Source organism: Nocardia nova NBRC 15556, assembly GCF_001613005.1.
GTDB classification, from domain to species: Bacteria; Actinomycetota; Actinomycetes; order Mycobacteriales; family Mycobacteriaceae; genus Nocardia; species Nocardia nova.
Genome location: NZ_BDBN01000084.1, coordinates 26485 through 42848 on the forward strand (window position 1 = coordinate 26485; position 16364 = coordinate 42848).

The following is a 16364-nucleotide window of genomic DNA, read 5'->3' on the forward strand; positions in this document are numbered from 1 at the left end:
CAGAATTGCCCTCTCTTGCGAACGGTGGCGTGGACCGAGTGACGGTTGAGGGTGGTGGGAACACGATCACCCCGGGTGAGCGGCGGCCTCGGCTGCCGTTTCCCGGCGGCCGCTACCGTTGACGGGTGTTTCGTGTCGCCGCGCTGATTCCCTCGCCGCTCGTGCTGATTCCCGAACTGGGCGGCGCGACTCCGCTGACCGACGCCACCCACCCGGCCGCGCAGGTACCGCAACTGCGCGAGGCCGTCCTGGAGGCGGGGCGGCTGCTGGCCCGGCAGGCCCGGCACTGGACCATCGTCGGCGCGGGCACCGAGCCGACGACCGGCGTGGGCAGTTTCCGCGGCTTCGGCGCGGACGTCCGGGTCGCGTTGTCGGCGACGGACCCCGGCGGTGAGCCGCGATTCGACTGGCCGGCCGCGCTGCTGGTGGGCGCATGGCTGCGCGGACGGATCGCGGCCGAGGACGGCGAGGACATCGAGGCGCGGGCGCTGCCGGTCGATCCCGGCGCCGAGCCCGCCCGCTGCGTGGATCTGGGGGCCCGATTGCGCGGCGAGCTGGACGCCGACCCGCGCGCGCACGGTGTGCTGATCGTGGCCGACGGCGCCGCGACCCTGTCCACCACCTCGCCCGGATACCTCGATCCCCGTGCCGAGGGCGAACAACAGCGGATCGATGCCGCCCTCGACGCCGGTGACCGCGCGGCACTCGGCGCACTGGACCCGCGGCTGTGTGCCGAACTCGAGGTGGCGGGCCGTCCCGGCTTTCAGGTGCTGGCCGGTCTGTTCGGTATCGACACCGCCGATCCGAAGGTCGAAACCCTCTATCGCGCAGCACCTTTCGGTGTGGGCTACCACGCGTCGGTCTGGTATCCGGCGGGTGCGCGATGAGTGCGCCCATCGCCGTCATCGGCCCGACCGCGACCGGAAAGTCGGATCTGGCATTGGAATTGGCGGTTCGCCTGGACGGGGAGATCGTCAATATCGACGCCATGCAGCTGTATCGCGGCATGGATATCGGCACCGCCAAACTGCCGCCGCAGCAGCGCCGCGGCATTCCGCACCACCAGCTCGACGTGCTGGAGGTGACCGAAACGGCCACCGTCGCCGCGTATCAGGCCGCGGCCTCCGCCGACGTCGAGGACATTCTCGCGCGCGGCCGGGTGCCGGTCATCGTGGGCGGTTCGATGATGTACGTCCAGGCGCTGCTGGACGAGTGGGAATTCCCGGCCACCGACACCCGCGTCCGCGAGAAGTGGGAGGCGGTTCTCGAACGCGACGGGATCGCCGCCGTCCATGCCGCCCTGCGCGCCGCCGATCCCGTTGCGGCGCAGACCATTCTGCCCACCGACGGGCGGCGGATCGTCCGGGCGCTCGAGGTCGTCGAACTCACCGGCCGGCCGTTCGCCGCCTCGCAGCCGCAACGCGGCACGCCCCGATGGAATACCACGATCATCGGCGTCGACCGCGAGACCGCCGAGCTCGACGCGCGCATCGAGACCCGCACCGAGACGATGTTCGCGCAGGGTCTCGTCGACGAGGTGCGCGAATTGATCGGCCGCGGCCTGCGCCGGGGCCAGACGGCACGCCGGGCGATCGGTTACGCACAAGTCCTGGCTCATCTCGACAACGAATACGACCTGAGCCATGCGCGTGAGCGCACGCTGATCGGCACCCGCCGCTACGTGCGCCGGCAACGCTCGTGGTTCCGCCGCGACCCACGCGTGCACTGGGTCGACGGCGCCGATCCGCGCCTGGCGGATGCGGTACTGGCCCATGTGCTCGACGAACAGGAATCGATTCGGCAGTGACCCGCCCATCGACCACCCGCCCATCGACGACCCGTAATGCCTCCGTGGGGGAGTGGCGAGCCTATCTCGGCAACCGCGCCCGCCGCCGGCGCGACGGCCGCTTTCTCGTCCACGGCCGCGAACCGATCACCGCGGCGGTGGCGAACGGCTGGCCGCTGGAGGCGGTGCTGTACCGCCTCGGCGCCCCGCTGCCGGCGTGGGCGCGCGAGGTGCTCGACAACGACGCGGTGCCGGCGATCGGACTGGTCGGTAACGCCCTCGACGAACTCGCCGAACCCGATACCGGCACACCGGAACTGGTGGCGCTGGCGCACACCCGCAGCCGGGACGGCTCGGAGGTCCGCCTCGATCCGGCACGTCCGGTGGTCGTGATCGATAGACCGGCCTCCGCGCTGCGGCTGGGCAGTGTGCTGCGCACCGCGCACGCCTTCGGCGCCGCCGCGGTGGTGATCAGCGGTTCCGGCGCGGACGAATACGACCCGCGGTGTGTGCGCGCCTCGGCAGGCGCGTTGTTCGCGGTGCCGGTGGTGCGAGTGCCCGGCCCGGCTGCCGTAGCCGAATTGCGGGCGGGCGCGGGAGTCCCGGCCCGGCTGGTCGGTGTCGGTGCGGACCCCGCCGACGAGCCGGTCGATGCGCACACCTTCGCGGATGCGACGATCATGGTGTTCGCCGACGACGGCGAGCTCGACGCGCGGTGGCGCGACGCATGCGACGAGATGGTGCGGATTCCGGCGGGTGCGATCCCGGTCACCCCCTGCGCCGTTTCGGTCGTGCTGTACGAAATATCCCGGCAGCGCCGGGTGTCGGTATCGAAGGTGAACGCCGGCGCGGCCGGTGAATAGTGCGGGACGGGTGGAGGAACGACGTCGATGAGCGAGCAGGTGCAGACGGTGTCCGGCGCGGCCGATATCGAATTCGGCAAGGGCCACGGGACCCAGAACGATTTCGTGGTGCTGCCCGACGCCGACGCCCGCCTGCGCCTGGCCCCCGACACCGTCGCCGTGCTGTGTGACCGGCGCCGGGGCATCGGCGCCGACGGTGTGCTGCGCGTCGCCCGGGCGGGGGCGCTGGTGGAGCGCGGCGAGCTGGCCGAACTGCCCGACGGTGTGGCCGCGGCGGACTGGTTCATGGACTATCGCAACGCCGACGGGTCGATCGCGGAGATGTGCGGCAACGGCGTGCGCGTGTTCGCCCACTATCTGCTCGCCACCGGAATGCAGCGGGATACCGAATTCGTGGTCGGCACCCGGGCGGGCGCGCGCTCGGTGGTCGTGCATTCCTTCGACGAGGTGCACGGCGAGGTCACCGTCGGTATGGGCCCGGTGCGGATGCTCGGTGATTCCACCGCCACGGTCGCCGGCAGCGCGTTGGCCGGAGTCGGGGTCGACGTAGGCAATCCGCATCTGGCCTGTGTCGATCCCGGGCTCACCGCCGACGGGCTGGCCGCGCTCGACCTCTCCGTGCCACCCGGTTTCGATCCGGAGTTGTTCCCGCACGGCGTGAACGTGGAGATTCTGACCGCGCTCGGCGAGGACGGCGCGGTCGATATGCGGGTCTACGAACGCGGCGTCGGCGAAACCCGCTCCTGCGGCACCGGCACGGTCGCCGCGGCCGCCGCGGCGCTGACGAGTGCGGGCATAGATCCGGCGGCGGATTCGGCGCAGGTGCGGGTCCGGGTGCCCGGCGGTGCCGTCACCGTGGGCATCGATCACGGGCAGGCGTGGTTGCGCGGCCCCTCGGTGCTGGTCGGTTCCGGACACCTCGCCGGTGAGTGGTGGGCCGGCGCCTGATCCGTGTGAGCTGCGCCGTACCGGGGCCGCTCCCGGCGTCGGCCGGAAATATCCGAGTGCGCCCGATGGTTGTGGCGTGGGACCATGGAGGTGTATGAGGAAATCACAAACGTACGAGTTCACCCCGATCGAGCAGCTCGACTCGGAGACGGACGGCTACGCGGACCAGGACTACAGCATCGGCGATGACGACGCCGATACCGGCGTGAGCGATTACGACGCCGACGAGGACGACGGCAGCGGCTACTCCGGCAACGGCTGGGCGGCCGCGCCCACGGTCGGTGAACTGCAACTCGACGAACGCAGCGCGCTGCGCCGTGTCGCGGGGCTGTCCACCGAGCTCACCGACGTCACCGAGGTCGAGTACCGGCAGTTGCGACTGGAGCGGGTCGTGCTGGTCGGCGTGTGGACCGAGGGCAACGCCGCGCAGGCCGACGCCAGCATGGCCGAATTGGCCGCGCTCGCCGAAACCGCCGGCTCTCAGGTGCTCGACGCGCTGATCCAGCGCCGCGACAAGCCCGATCCGGCCACCTACATCGGCTCGGGTAAGGCCGACGAATTGCGCTCGGTGGTGCTCGGGACCGGCGCCGACACGGTGATCTGCGACGGTGAGCTGACCCCCGCGCAGCTGAACGCGCTGGAGAAGGTCGTCAAGGTGAAGGTCATCGACCGCACCGCGCTGATTCTGGACATCTTCGCCCAGCACGCCACCTCCCGCGAGGGTAAGGCGCAGGTGTCGCTGGCACAGATGGAGTACATGCTGCCGCGACTGCGCGGCTGGGGTGAATCGATGTCGCGGCAGGCCGGTGGCCGGGCCGGTGGTGCGGGCGGCGGTGTGGGTACCCGTGGCCCCGGTGAGACCAAGATCGAAACCGATCGCCGCCGGATCCGCGAGCGGATGGCCAAGTTGCGCCGCGAGATCAAGGAGATGAAGACCGCCCGCGACACCAAGCGGTCGCGGCGCACCTCCAGCGGCATTCCGGCGGTGGCGATCGTCGGCTACACCAACGCCGGGAAATCCAGCCTGATGAACGCCCTGACCGGCGCGGGCATCCTGGTGCAGGACGCGCTGTTCGCCACCCTGGATCCGACGACTCGCCGGGCCGCGCTCGACGACGGCCGCGAGGTCGTCTTCACCGACACCGTCGGATTCGTCCGGCATCTGCCGACTCAGCTGGTGGAAGCGTTCCGGTCCACCCTCGAGGAGGTCACCGGCGCCGATCTGCTGCTGCATGTGGTCGACGGTTCCGACGCGCTGCCCGATCAGCAGATCAAGGCCGTGCGCGAGGTGATCACCGATGTGCTGCGCGAGCAGGGCGAGGGATCCGGGCCGCCGGAGTTGCTGGTGGTGAACAAGATCGACGCGTTGGATGCGACGCAGCTGGCGCATCTGCGTGCGCAGCTGCCGGGCGCGGTGTTCGTCTCGGCCCGCACCGGCCGCGGCATCGACCAGTTGCGCGAACGGCTGGCGGAGATCCTCGGCGGGCTCGATGTCGAGGTGAGTGTGCTGCTCCCGTACACTCGTGGTGATCTGCTCGCGCGCATCCACTCCGACGGCCGCATCATCAGCTCCTCGCACGAGGAGGGTGGTACGCGGGTGCGGGCCCGGGTTCCCCGGGCGCTCGCACCGACCCTGTCGCAGTACGCGCACGCGGGCACCGTCGGCAGTGCGGAAGCAGCGGGGCCTTCGCACTGAAGCTTTCGTAGTCTGTGTGCCACAGTCGTTTCGGTAGAATCGCGTCACCGAACGGCTGCAGGGAGGGTGCAAATGTCCGGGAACGATGTCATGCCTGTCGATTCCATGCCCATCGAATCCATGCCTGTCGAATCCATGCCTGTCGAATCCACCGCCGAGCGTTCGCCGGCAACACCGGGGCAGTCCGCGTCGCCGGACGCTTCCGCGAGGCCGAGCGCTGCCGCGATGCCGAGCGTTCCCGCCACGCTCAGTGACGGAGCACCGTTGCGAATGACGGTGCCCGCCATCGATCTTCGCGTTTTCGACGCCCTGTCGACGCCGGTGCGGCTGTGGAACAGTCCGGTTTTCCACGGCCTGGACAACATTCCCGAGACCGGCCCGGTCATGCTCGTCGGCAACCACACGCTGCTCGGCGGCGTGGACGCGCCGCTGCTGGTGCACGAGATCTACCACCGCACCGGCCGGGTGGTGCGCGGCCTGGCGGAGAACGTGCTGATGCGGGTGCCGCCGGTGCGTGAGCTCGTGCACCGGATCGGCAGCGTGCGCGGTTCGCGCGACAATTGCCGCACCCTGCTCGACAACGGCGAGGCCGTCATCGTGTTCCCCGGCGGTGGCCGCGAGGCGATGCGCCGCAAAGGTGAGAAATACCACCTCAAATGGGAGGGGCGTACCGGCTTCGCCCGCATGGCGATCGAGGCCGGCGCGCCGATCCTGCCCACCGCGATGATCGGCGCCGACGACGTGTTCGACGTGGTCTTCGACGGCGATCATCCGGTGATGAGCCCGCTGCGCTGGACCGTCGAGGCGCTCGGAATCCGCGGCAATCTCACTCCGCCGCTCATGCGCGGAATCGGTCCCACCGTCGTGCCCCGGCCCGAACGGTTCTACTACTCGATCGGCACGCCCATCGAGACCACGCCGTGGCAGGACGCCACCGATCTGGACGCCGCCGCGGAGGAATTGCAGCAGGTGGTGCGCAAGGCGCTGGAGGAAGAGATCACCGCTCTGCTGGCCGAGCGCGATCGTGATCGCGGCCGCACCCTGTGGGGCCGCGTCCGCGGCGCTGTCGGACTGTAGAGGTTTACCCGCGTTCAGGGTGCGCAGGGATCACCTGCTGAAGCTTTTCGCACAGGTGGGCGACTTTTTTCGGATCTGAAGTGAACCGCGATTCCCCTTCCGGGTACCGTATGTGGCAGGCGAGTTGCCGATGTGGTCACTAGGAGGTTGGCGTGGAGCGCACCCTTTTCGAGCCCGAACACGATCTGTTCCGGGAGTCCTACCGTAAATTTCTGGATCAGCACGTCGCGCCGCACCATGCCGAGTGGGAGCAGGCGGGCGTCGTGGATCGCCAGCTGTGGCTGGAGGCCGGTAAGCAGGGTTTCCTCGGCATGGCCGTGCCCGAGGAGTTCGGCGGCGGCGGCGTCAAGGATTTCCGCTACAACGCGGTGATCACCGAGGAGACCACCAAGGGTCAGTACTCGGGTCTGGGCTTCTCGCTGCACAACGACGTGATCGCGCCGTATCTGCTGGAGCTGGCCAACGATGAGCAGAAGCAGCGCTGGCTGCCCGGATTCTGCTCCGGTGAGATCATCACCGCCATCGCCATGACCGAGCCGGGCACCGGTTCGGATCTGCAGGGCATCAAGACCCGCGCGGTGAAGGACGGCGACGACTGGGTCATCAACGGCGCCAAGACCTTCATCACCAACGGCATCAACTCCGACATCGTGATCGTGGTCGCGCAGACCGATCCCGAGAAGGGGGCGATGGGCTTCTCGCTGCTCGTCGTCGAGCGCGGCATGCCCGGCTTCGAGCGCGGCCGCAACCTCGACAAGATCGGTCTCAAGGCGCAGGACACCGCCGAGCTCAGCTTCACCGACGTGCGGGTTCCGGCCAAAAACCTGCTCGGCACCGAGGGCATGGGCTTCATCCACCTGATGCAGAACCTGCCGCAGGAGCGGATGTCGATCGCCGTGATGGCCGCCGCCGCGATGGAAGGCTGCCTGGAGACCACCATCCAGTACGTGCGCGACCGCAAGGCCTTCGGCAAACCCATCGGCGCCCAGCAGAACACGCGTTTCGTCCTGGCCGAGCTGGCCACCAAGACCACCGCGGTGCGCGTGCTGGTCGACCGCTTCATCGAGGCTCTCAACGCCGGCACGCTCTCGGCCGAGGATGCCGCGATGGCCAAGTGGTGGAGCACCGAGGAACAGCTCGACCTGATCACCAAATGCCTGCAGCTGCACGGCGGTTACGGTTACATGCGCGAGTACCCCATCGCCAAGGCGTATATGGATGCGCGCGTGCAGACCATCTACGGCGGCACCACCGAGATCATGAAGGAGATCATCGGCCGCTCCTTGAAGCTGAGCTGACGACACCGAGCTGACGTACTTCGGCTGCCCGTCTCCGGCAGCAACGGCCGCCGCCGGACCACCGGCGGCGGCCGTGGTGTGCCGCAAGCGTTTTCGCTCCTAGGAGCTCGTTCCGGACAGTGCGGTGGCCGCCTCGGTGAGGTCGGCGACCAGCCCGTCGTAGGCCTCGTCGCGATCGGGAGCGCGCAGCGCGGCGGCCGGATGGATGGTGGCCAGCGCACGGTGATCGTCGTGCGCGATCAGCCGCCCGCGGTCGCGGGTGATCCGGAAAGCGGGACCGAAGACGGCCTGGGCGGCCACCGCACCCAGGCAGACCACCAACCGCGGGCGGATCGCGTCGAGCTCGGCGGTCAGCCAGGGCGTGCACGCGACGATCTCCGTGCGCCCGGGCTTCTGATGGATGCGGCGCTTACCACGCTCGGTGAACTTGAAATGCTTCACCGCGTTCGTGAGATACACCGCGTCACGGTCGATTCCGGCATCGGCGAGGGCGCGATTCAGCAGCGTCCCGGCGGGGCCGACGAACGGGTGTCCGGCCAGATCCTCACGGTCGCCGGGTTGCTCGCCGATCATCACCATCGGGGCGTGCGCCGGGCCCTCGCCGAAGACGGTCCGGCTCGCATGCCGGTACAGATCGCAGCCGTGACATCCGCCCGCGGCCTCACGCAATCGCGCGAGATCCGTGGTGTCCGGCACGAATTCCGCCGCACCCGGGGCTTTCACCATGATCGTGCCGTCACCGTCACTTCGCGCCCACTTCGGTCTCGATCGCCGAACAGAACGCGTCCAGATCGCGCGGATTGCGGGAGGTGATCAGCGTCCAGCCGTCCTGCGTCCGGACCACCTGCTCGTCGACCCACTGACCGCCCGCGTTGCGCACATCGGTCTGCAGCGACGGATACGAGGTCATGGTCTTGCCGCGGATCAGATCCGCCTCCACCAGCAGCCACGGGCCGTGGCAGATCGCGGCGATCGTCTTTCCGGCGTCGGCGAATCCGCGCGCCAGGTCGACGGCCTCCTTGGTGGCGCGCAACTTGTCGGCGTTGACGGTGCCACCGGGCACCACCAGCGCGTCGAAATCGCTCACCGATACCGAGGCCAGATCGGTGTCCGGGTCGACGGTGGTGTCGGCTTCGGTGTCGTGCACGAAGGTCTGCACCGCATCGGTGGACGGGGCGGCGTGGGTGACGCGAATTCCGTTGGCGCGCAACTGCTTCAGGGGTTCCAGCAGCTCGTCGCGTTCCACACCGGTCTGTGAGGTGACCACCAGGACGGTGGGCTCTCGGTCGGGTCGGCTCATCTCGTCTCCTTCTCGGGACTCGCGCGGGCGCTCAGGCGCCCTGCATGCGAATCAGCGTGTTGAGTAGTTCGGCCTGCTCGGCCAGTTCGTGCTGATCGGGGTGGTCGCCGATGCGGTCGGCCAGTTCGGGGCGCCGGATCAACTCCATTCCGTCCGCACCACTGTCGGTGGCGAGCCGGACCCGGCCTTCGGTCAGCACCAGGCGGGTGCCGGGGCTGCCCGCGTCCAGCAGCATCCGCAGATCCTCGGCGGTGACCTGCGGATGCGTTCCAGGGGTCTGCTCATCGGATGTCATGTCCGGCGGGTGCCCGGCGCGGGGCCGGTGAAACACCGGCCTGCTGAACCGGTGGCCGCGGATCACGGCCGGGTACGGACGGGTTCGGGTCGGGCGTTGGGCCGGGGATCGGGCGGCCAGGATCGGGCGGCGGCTCGGGAATGGGCTCCGGAGGTATCGGTCGGCCGGGGTCGGGCGGCGGCTCCGGAACGGGCTCCGGAGGGACCGGTCGGCCGGGGCTCGGCGGCGGAGGGCCGGGGATCGGATCCGGGGCGGGTCCCGGTATCGGGCGGCCGGGTTCGGGCGGCCGGCCCGGAACGGGACCGGGCTCCGGGAACGGCGGCCGCGGATCGGGTTCCGGGGCCGGGATCGGACGTTCGGGCGTGGGATCCGGAACCGGCTGTGGCGGAACCGGTTCCGGGACCGGGGTCTCGCTCGCCCGTATTCGCGGTCCGGCGCTTTCGGTGTACATATCGGCTCCTCGAACGCATGAAGATTCGCGGTGCGATCCGCCCGGGCCCTACGACGGATAGGCGGGGTAGGGCGCGGCCTTCAAGGTCCGCGCCAGATGCGCGGCATTGCGCGCCATGCCCGCGGTGGTCGTCGCGACGGCCTCGGGAGTGCTGTCCAGGTCCAGATAGTCGACGCCGCTCATGGCCTCGCCGTTCCAGTAGGTGCACCCCTGGGCCGGCACGGTGAAGCCGATGTCGTTGAGTGCCTGGAACGTATCGGCGCAGATCTTGTGCGCGCCGTCCTCGTTGCCGACGACGGCGGCAATCCCCACCTTGCCCACCATGGCGGGCCGGTTCTGGTCGTCGGTGACCGACAGTTCGGCGTCGAGGCGTTCGAGCACCCGCTGCGCGACCGAGGACATGTGGCCCAGCCAGGTGGGCGTCGCGATCAGCACGATGTCCGCCGCGCTGATCTGTTCGCGCAGGTGGGGCCACTGATCGCCGTCACCCTCGTCCGCGGTGATGCCGGGTCGGATGTCCAGGTCGACCGCGCGCACGGTCTTGCCGGTGACGCCGTGGTTCGACAGTTCGCGCAGTACTTGCTCGGCGATCAGCTCGCTGCTCGATCGATCGGGCGACTTCTTCAGGGTGCAACTGATCGCGATAGCGGTGAGGTCGTCCCCGGGAGCTCGGGAACCGGTCGGGTCGTTCACAAGGTGCTCCTTTCGACGGGCGACGGGATGCTCTGTTTCGCGCATACCCGCCGATCCGCGCTCGAACCTGTCTGCCCCGGTGCGCCGATTGAAGGCGACGAGCACCGGGTATGCGGCGCCTATGGAGATTCCGCACCCCGAAGTGCGCCGAACATCCGGCCATCGGCACCTCTCGGCGTCCCGGCATCGGCCCACCCCGGCGCCGGTGACCGCGAATACCGGCGCGCCGCCGCTACCGCAGCCGCGCGGCGAACTCTCCGCCGGTCTGTGCGCACTGCTCAGCGGCACCGCCTGCCACGTCGATTTCGACACCGCGAACACCGACCCGTACGGCGAGGATCTGCAGCTGGCGTTGCACCTGTGCTACGAGTTGCATTACCGCGGTTTCGATTCCGTCGACCCGCGGTGGGAGTGGGACCCGGCGTTGCTGCGCATGCGCGCCCACCTCGAGGACCGGTTCCTGGCCGCGATGCGACGCGATGTGCCCGGCGGCGACGACCTCGACGGCGAACTCGACGATCTGCTCGTCGAGCCGGTCGAGGGCACGGGCGTCGGGCACTTCCTCAACGAACAGGGCCAGTGGTGGCAGGTGTGCGAATACTTCGCGCACCGCTCGATCTACCACCACAAGGAGGCCGATCCCTACGCGTGGGTGATTCCCCGTCTGCGCGGTCAGGCGAAGGCCGCGCTGGTCGCGGTCGAATACGACGAGTTCGGCGCCGGCCGGGGCGAGGACGTCCACGCTCAGCTGTTCGCCGATCTGCTGGCCGGCGCCGGCCTCGACGACACCTATCTGCACTATCTCGATGCCGTCCCCGCGCCGATGCTGGCGCTGGTGAACATGATGTCGCTGTTCGGCCTGCACCGGCAGTTCCGGGGCGAGCTGGTCGGCCACTTCGCGAGCGTCGAGATCGGGTCGCCACCCGCGGCGCGTCGCATGGTCGACACGCTGCGGCGGCTGGACGCGCATCCGGCGTGTGTGCGCTTCTACGCCGAACACGTGGAGGCCGACGCGGTGCACGAACAGGTGATGCGCCGCGACGTCATCGGTGATCTGTCGGTCCGCGAGCCCGAGTTGATCGCACCGATGGTCTTCGGCATCCAGGCGACGACATTGCTGGAGAACGCCATCGACCGCCACATGCTCGACAGCTGGTCGGCCGGGCGCAGCTCGCTGCGCGACCCGGAGGCGATCCCACGCGATCGCGCGGGTTGATCATCGGAAGGCGGGTATTCGGCGATCATGAGACTGTTCCGCGCACCGGGTGTCTACGCCCCGACAGCCGATACCGGACTGCTGATCAGAGCGCTGGGGGCCGCCGCCATCCCGGAGGGGTCCCAGGTGGTGGACGTGTGCACCGGTACCGGCGCCGTGGCGATCCAGGCGGGGCGGGCCGGTGCGTCCGCGGTCACCGCGGTGGACATCTCGCGCCGCGCACTGGCCTCGGCGTGGCTCAACAGCAGGTTGCACGGGGTGCCGCTGGAATTGCTGCACGGCGATTTCGGCCGGGTGCTGCACCGGCGTACCTTCGACGCGGTGCTGGCGAACCCGCCCTACGTGCCGGGTCCTACCGAGATTCCGGCACATGGCCGGGCGCGCGCCTGGGAGGGCGGACCACGCGGCCGGGCGCTTCTTGATCCGTTGTGCCGGATGATGCCGGAGCTGTTGCGCACCAAGGGAATCGCGCTGATCGTGCATTCCTCGCTGTGCGATCCGGATCTGACCGTACGGCAACTGCGCGACGGCGGGCTCAAGGCCGCGATCGTCGTGCGGGAAACCTGCGAATTCGGTCCGGTACTGAACCGGCGCGCGCACTGGCTGGAGCGACAGCACCTGATCGAACCGGGAACACGGCAAGAGGAGTTGGTGGTGATCCGTGCCGATCGAGAATGACGAGCCCACCCCCGGCCCGGCCCGCCGCACGCGGGTCACGCTCACCAAGGACGGTCCGGTGCTCGTCGAGGGGCCGGTGGAGTTGGTGACCGACGACGGACGCGTCGTGCGCTGCGATCGGTTCGTGGTCGCGGTGTGCACCTGCCGCCGGTCCGGGATCTATCCGCTCTGCGATACCACCCATCGCCGCCATCGCCGCAAACGCGGCGGCTGAACGCGCAGTCGGCGGGCGCGTCAGTGCTGCGGTGTCACGCTGGTGTGCCGCGGGATCAGTATCGCGGTGAGAACCGCGACGGCAGCCACCACACCGGCGGCCGCGTACGAGGTGACCGTGAGTGCGGAATCGAATGCCGCCGAAGCCATCTCGTGCACGCGGCTCCCGAGTTCACCGCCGATATCGCCGGCCACCGCGATCGCGCCGCCGGCCGATTCGCGGGCCGTCTCGCCCTGGGCTCCGGTCAGCGGGACCTCGCTCATGTAATGGGTGAACAGCGCGCCGTGCACACTGCCCAGCAGCGCCACCCCCAGGCCGTTGCCCAGTTCGTAGCTGGTCTCCTCGACCGCGCCGCCCTGGCCGGCGCGTTCGGCCGGCACCGAGGAAACCAGAACCGCCGCGGCGGCGGTGACCGCGATGCCGTCACCGATACCCAGGCAGACCAGGACCAGCGCGACCACGGCGTAGCTGGTGGGTTCGGGCGAGGTCGCCAGGACCGCGAAGCCGGCGGCGAGGATGAGCAGGCTGGTGACCATCACTCCGCGCACACCGGTCCAGCGAAGCAGCGCCGGTGTCGTCAGCGAGCCGACCAGAGTCGCGACCGCGGCCGGCGCCGTCCGGATCCCGGCCTCGGCGGGAGAGTAGCCGTGAATGTATTGCAGCCACAACGAAATCAGGAACAGGGCGGCGCCGATCGCGATCATCGCCATCAGTGTCGCCAGGGCCGCGGCGAGGAAGACCGGTCGCCGGAACAGCCGGATGTCGAGCAGCGGATCGGTCAGCCGCAACTGCCGGCGCGCGAACCAGAACAGCATGGCGAGCCCGGCCAGCAGGAGGCACACGTTCAGCACGATGTCCTCCCCGCGCGCGAGATGTTTGACGCCCCAGACGAATCCGACGATACCGAGCACCGACAACGGCACGCTCGGCCAGTCGAACGGGGTGGTCGACGGGGCCCGGTATTCGGGCAGCAAACCGATCCCTGCCGCCAGCGTGAGCACGACCACCGGCACGTTGATCCAGAACGCCGCGGCCCAGCCGAAGTGTTCGACCAGGACGCCACCCACGATCGGACCCACCGCCGCGCCGACCCCGGCGATCGCCGCCCAGATCGCGATCGCCCGGGTGCGTTCGTGCGGATCGTCGAAGATGTTGCGGATCAGCGAGAGCGTCGAGGGCATCACCATCGCGCCGCCCACCGCAAGGAGCACGCGGCCGCCGATGAGCTGACCGGTGACCTGTGCGGTCGCCGCGACCACCGACGCGACGCCGAACAGCGCGAATCCGGTCAGGAACAGCCGCTTGCGGCCGATCCGGTCGCCGACCGCGCCGAAGGTGATCAGCAGGCCGCCCAGAACCAATCCGTAGATGTCGACGATCCACAGCTGCGCGAGCGCCCCCGGTTGCAGGTCCTCGATCAGCGAGGGCAACGCGACGTTGAGCACGGTGGCGTCCATGGCGACGAGCAGCAGGCTCGCGCACAGCACCGCCAGCATGCCCCAGCGGCCGCGTACGGGTGTCGCCGTCCGGTTCCGGTCGATCATCGGGCCTCCCGATTGCCGAAGCAGCTCCTGCTACTTTCCGGCAATCCTACAAATCCCGGATCGATGACCAAGGTCCCCGATGGCGGGGACTTTCGGCCCTGATCCGGCCACGTCGCGGCTGTTGAGGTGAGGAGCCGGCAAGGGAGACGGGTGAGGTGGCGCGAGGCAACGGGCAGGGCCCATGATGTTCGCCGGCGTCCACGACCCGGACAGCATCCGCGCGGCGTATGCCGACCGCGGACTGCCGGTCACGATGATCGGCCCCCGGCCGCATCTGGTGACCGGTGGCCGGTTCGGCCTGATCGCTCTGCCGAACCGACTGGGACACAGGATGATCGCCGCACTGCCGATCTGCGGTCCGGTGCTCGGGCATCCGCGGTCGCGGCGCCTGGCTTTCGTCGTCACCGCACCCGCCCCCGATCCACCGCTGGCGCTGCTGCATCTGCTGCGTCTGCACCGTGTCGTGGTGGTCGGGCCGCGGCGCTGCGTGGCGTTGCCCCGCTTCGACGGCGCCGGCCAGACGGTGCTGTGGGTCAACGAACCTCGCCGCGACGTCGTGGCACCGCGTGAGGCGGTGATCATCGACCTGGCCCTGCGCCTGTCGATCGACTAGTACTGCGCCCGACTAGTGCTGTGCCGCGGCCGCCTTGCGCAACCCGTCGAGAATCAGATCCAGGCCGAACAGATACTGCTCCTCGCCGCCGCCGTGTGTGATCACCAGTTCGGGCATCAGATCGGTGATCGTCGGATGGGCCACCGGATCCAGCATCTGCAGGCGGCTGGGGATGTTCTCACCGTTGCGGCGCGCCGGGGCGAACACATGACGCAGCGCCGAGCCGAAGGTGTATTGCAGCAGCACCACGTATCCGCGCGCGGTCTCCTGTCGGCCGAGACCGGCGGCCCGTAACTGGGAGAGCACCAATTCCAGTGCGGCGGTTGCGGTATCGGCGAAATCGCCGTCGCCGTCGGGCTTCACGGCGAGTACCCGAAGCACCGCCGGGCGTTCCACGAGCAGCCGGTACAGCGCCTGGCAGCACGCCCGTACCCGATCGGCCCAGTCGCCGGAGACGTCCGGCGGATGGAAGCTGTCGAGCACCTGATCGCGCGCGGCCTGCAGCAGTTCGTCCTTGCTGCGGAAGTAGGTGTAGAGCGTCATCGTGCCGACGCCCAGTTCGGCGGCGAGGGCGCGCATGGAGATGCCCTCGCAGTCGGTGTCGTCGAGCATGCGCAGCGCGGCGTCCACGATCGCCTCGGCGCTGAGCGTATGGCGCGGTACTCGGCGGCGGCCGCCCCCGGTTCGGGTTCGTCGGGCGGGCTCAGATGTCACGGCACTGTCTCCGGTCGGGATGTAATCCGGTCTCGCCGCCATTGTAGTATGCACGTACGACGTACCGTACGTTGTACGTCAGCCCTCGTCGTGGAGGTCGGGTCGTGGCTGCAACAACCATCTCGGGTCCGCTCGCGCAGGTTCCGGCGCGAGCCGGGGGCTGGTTTCGGGAAGTGGTGCTGGTCGTCGTGGTGTATTTCGCCTACGACGGCGCCCGGCTGCTGGTCGGCAGCAATATCGACCACGCCCGTCACGACGCGCACGCGCTGCTGCGGATCGAGGACTGGCTGCGGCTGGACCCCGAACTGTGGCTGAACCGGATCTTCGTCGGCCACGCCTGGCTCGCGATTCCGGCCGACTTCGCCTACGCCACGCTGCACTACGTCGTGACTCCGGCGATCCTGATCTGGATGTGGTGGGCGCACCGCGAGCAGTACCGGGCGGCTCGCACCCAGCTGGGCATCGCGACCGTCGCGGGCCTGATCGGATTCGTGGCATTGCCCACCGCGCCGCCGCGACTGCTGGAAGAGTCCCACGGTTTCATCGACGTGATGGCACTGCACGCCTCGGTGGGCTGGTGGCAGGGTGATGCCGGCACGCCGCGCGGATTGGATTCGCTCACCAACGATTTCGCCGCGATGCCGAGTCTGCACGTCGGCTGGGCGCTGTGGTGCGGGCTGATGCTGTACCGCTTCGGCCGGACTCCGCTCGCACGCTGGGCCGGTGTCGGCTATCCGATTCTCATCACGCTGGTGGTGATCGGGACCGCGAACCACTATCTGCTCGACTGCGCCGCCGGTGCGGTCCTGATCCTCGCCGCCGGTTACGCCGCCGTGCCGTATCTGCGCCTCTGCGACGCGACCGCGGACGGCATCCGGGTCTGGTGGGCGATGGTGCGCGCGACGTCGCCGTGGCCCGCTCGGCGTCGTGCGGTGGTCGCCGCCTTCGCACCGGGCGCGGTCGCCGGGCCGGCACTCG

General features: G+C 69.5%; 19 protein-coding genes. 12 read left to right on the plus strand and 7 right to left on the minus strand.

Annotated elements, in window-relative coordinates; genetic code table 11:
• Nucleotides 1–125: 125 nt before the first annotated feature.
• From NN2_RS28350 to hflX, 5 genes are all read left to right on the plus strand, one after another.
• Complete coding sequence (locus NN2_RS28350) at nt 126–887, plus strand: class III extradiol ring-cleavage dioxygenase family protein (protein WP_063017441.1); 762 nt, start codon at nt 126–128, stop codon at nt 885–887.
• Nucleotides 884–1807: a tRNA (adenosine(37)-N6)-dimethylallyltransferase MiaA gene (gene miaA, locus NN2_RS28355; RefSeq protein WP_063017443.1), complete on the plus strand. Its 924-nt coding sequence runs from the start codon at nt 884–886 to the stop codon at nt 1805–1807. Before NN2_RS28350 ends, miaA begins: the two co-directional genes overlap by 4 nt.
• A 44-nt stretch (nt 1808–1851) precedes the next feature.
• Nucleotides 1852–2649, plus strand: coding sequence for a TrmH family RNA methyltransferase (locus tag NN2_RS28360; protein WP_245658900.1), 798 nt, complete (start codon nt 1852–1854; stop codon nt 2647–2649).
• Nucleotides 2650–2715: 66 nt separating this feature from the next.
• Complete coding sequence (gene dapF, locus NN2_RS28365) at nt 2716–3597, plus strand: diaminopimelate epimerase (RefSeq protein WP_063017480.1); 882 nt, start codon at nt 2716–2718, stop codon at nt 3595–3597.
• A 94-nt stretch (nt 3598–3691) separates the two neighbouring features.
• Complete coding sequence (gene hflX / locus NN2_RS28370) at nt 3692–5293, plus strand: GTPase HflX (RefSeq protein WP_082857335.1); 1602 nt, start codon at nt 3692–3694, stop codon at nt 5291–5293.
• Nucleotides 5294–5337: 44 nt separating this feature from the next.
• On the opposite strand, the gene NN2_RS37885 is transcribed toward hflX, so the two are convergent.
• Nucleotides 5338–5580: a hypothetical protein gene (locus NN2_RS37885; protein ID WP_169812457.1), complete on the minus strand. Its 243-nt coding sequence runs from the start codon at nt 5578–5580 to the stop codon at nt 5338–5340.
• On the opposite strand from NN2_RS37885, the gene NN2_RS28375 reads away from it, so the two are divergent.
• A complete protein-coding gene (locus tag NN2_RS28375; protein WP_051755243.1) occupies nt 5564–6370 on the plus strand; it encodes a lysophospholipid acyltransferase family protein in 807 nt (268 codons plus the stop codon). The genes NN2_RS37885 and NN2_RS28375 overlap by 17 nt on opposite strands.
• A 152-nt stretch (nt 6371–6522) precedes the next feature.
• Nucleotides 6523–7668: an acyl-CoA dehydrogenase family protein gene (locus NN2_RS28380; RefSeq protein WP_063017447.1), complete on the plus strand. Its 1146-nt coding sequence runs from the start codon at nt 6523–6525 to the stop codon at nt 7666–7668.
• 99 nt (nt 7669–7767) lie between these two features.
• On the opposite strand, the gene NN2_RS28385 is transcribed toward NN2_RS28380, so the two are convergent.
• From NN2_RS28385 to NN2_RS28400, 4 genes are all read right to left on the minus strand, one after another.
• Nucleotides 7768–8394 (minus strand): UdgX family uracil-DNA binding protein, encoded by a 627-nt coding sequence (locus NN2_RS28385; protein ID WP_063017449.1) that lies wholly within the window; start codon nt 8392–8394, stop codon nt 7768–7770.
• Nucleotides 8395–8410: 16 nt separating this feature from the next.
• Nucleotides 8411–8968: a type 1 glutamine amidotransferase domain-containing protein gene (locus NN2_RS28390; protein WP_063017451.1), complete on the minus strand. Its 558-nt coding sequence runs from the start codon at nt 8966–8968 to the stop codon at nt 8411–8413.
• 31 nt (nt 8969–8999) lie between these two features.
• Entirely contained in the window at nt 9000–9263 is a 264-nt protein-coding gene (locus tag NN2_RS28395) for a hypothetical protein (protein WP_063017452.1), read from the minus strand.
• A gap of 499 nt (nt 9264–9762) precedes the next feature.
• Nucleotides 9763–10407 (minus strand): flavodoxin family protein, encoded by a 645-nt coding sequence (locus NN2_RS28400; RefSeq protein ID WP_051755157.1) that lies wholly within the window; start codon nt 10405–10407, stop codon nt 9763–9765.
• A 205-nt stretch (nt 10408–10612) separates the two neighbouring features.
• Between NN2_RS28400 and NN2_RS28405 the strand changes: the two genes are divergently transcribed.
• From NN2_RS28405 to NN2_RS28415, 3 genes are read left to right on the plus strand one after another with little or no spacing between them, the layout of a single operon-like run.
• Nucleotides 10613–11623 carry an iron-containing redox enzyme family protein gene (locus tag NN2_RS28405; RefSeq protein ID WP_063017485.1) on the plus strand — a complete coding sequence of 337 codons (1011 nt, stop codon included), beginning with the start codon at nt 10613–10615 and terminating at the stop codon, nt 11621–11623.
• A gap of 27 nt (nt 11624–11650) precedes the next feature.
• On the plus strand, nt 11651–12301 hold the full coding sequence (locus NN2_RS28410) for a HemK2/MTQ2 family protein methyltransferase (protein WP_063017454.1): 651 nt from the start codon (nt 11651–11653) through the stop codon (nt 12299–12301).
• Nucleotides 12285–12515 carry a CDGSH iron-sulfur domain-containing protein gene (locus tag NN2_RS28415; protein ID WP_063017455.1) on the plus strand — a complete coding sequence of 77 codons (231 nt, stop codon included), beginning with the start codon at nt 12285–12287 and terminating at the stop codon, nt 12513–12515. The genes NN2_RS28410 and NN2_RS28415 overlap by 17 nt, the downstream gene beginning before the upstream one ends.
• A 20-nt stretch (nt 12516–12535) precedes the next feature.
• Here the strand turns inward: NN2_RS28415 and NN2_RS28420 are convergent, their stop codons facing one another.
• The gene (locus NN2_RS28420; RefSeq protein ID WP_063017457.1) at nt 12536–14059 is read right to left on the minus strand and encodes an MFS transporter; all 1524 of its coding nucleotides are present in this window, start codon (nt 14057–14059) and stop codon (nt 12536–12538) included.
• 181 nt (nt 14060–14240) lie between these two features.
• On the opposite strand from NN2_RS28420, the gene NN2_RS28425 reads away from it, so the two are divergent.
• Nucleotides 14241–14672 (plus strand): hypothetical protein, encoded by a 432-nt coding sequence (locus tag NN2_RS28425; protein ID WP_063017459.1) that lies wholly within the window; start codon nt 14241–14243, stop codon nt 14670–14672.
• A gap of 12 nt (nt 14673–14684) precedes the next feature.
• Here the strand turns inward: NN2_RS28425 and NN2_RS28430 are convergent, their stop codons facing one another.
• Nucleotides 14685–15386 carry a TetR/AcrR family transcriptional regulator gene (locus NN2_RS28430; protein WP_169812458.1) on the minus strand — a complete coding sequence of 234 codons (702 nt, stop codon included), beginning with the start codon at nt 15384–15386 and terminating at the stop codon, nt 14685–14687.
• A 104-nt stretch (nt 15387–15490) separates the two neighbouring features.
• Between NN2_RS28430 and NN2_RS28435 the strand changes: the two genes are divergently transcribed.
• The coding region (locus NN2_RS28435; RefSeq protein WP_169812459.1) for a phosphatase PAP2 family protein at nt 15491–16364 on the plus strand (874 nt) is incomplete at its 3' end.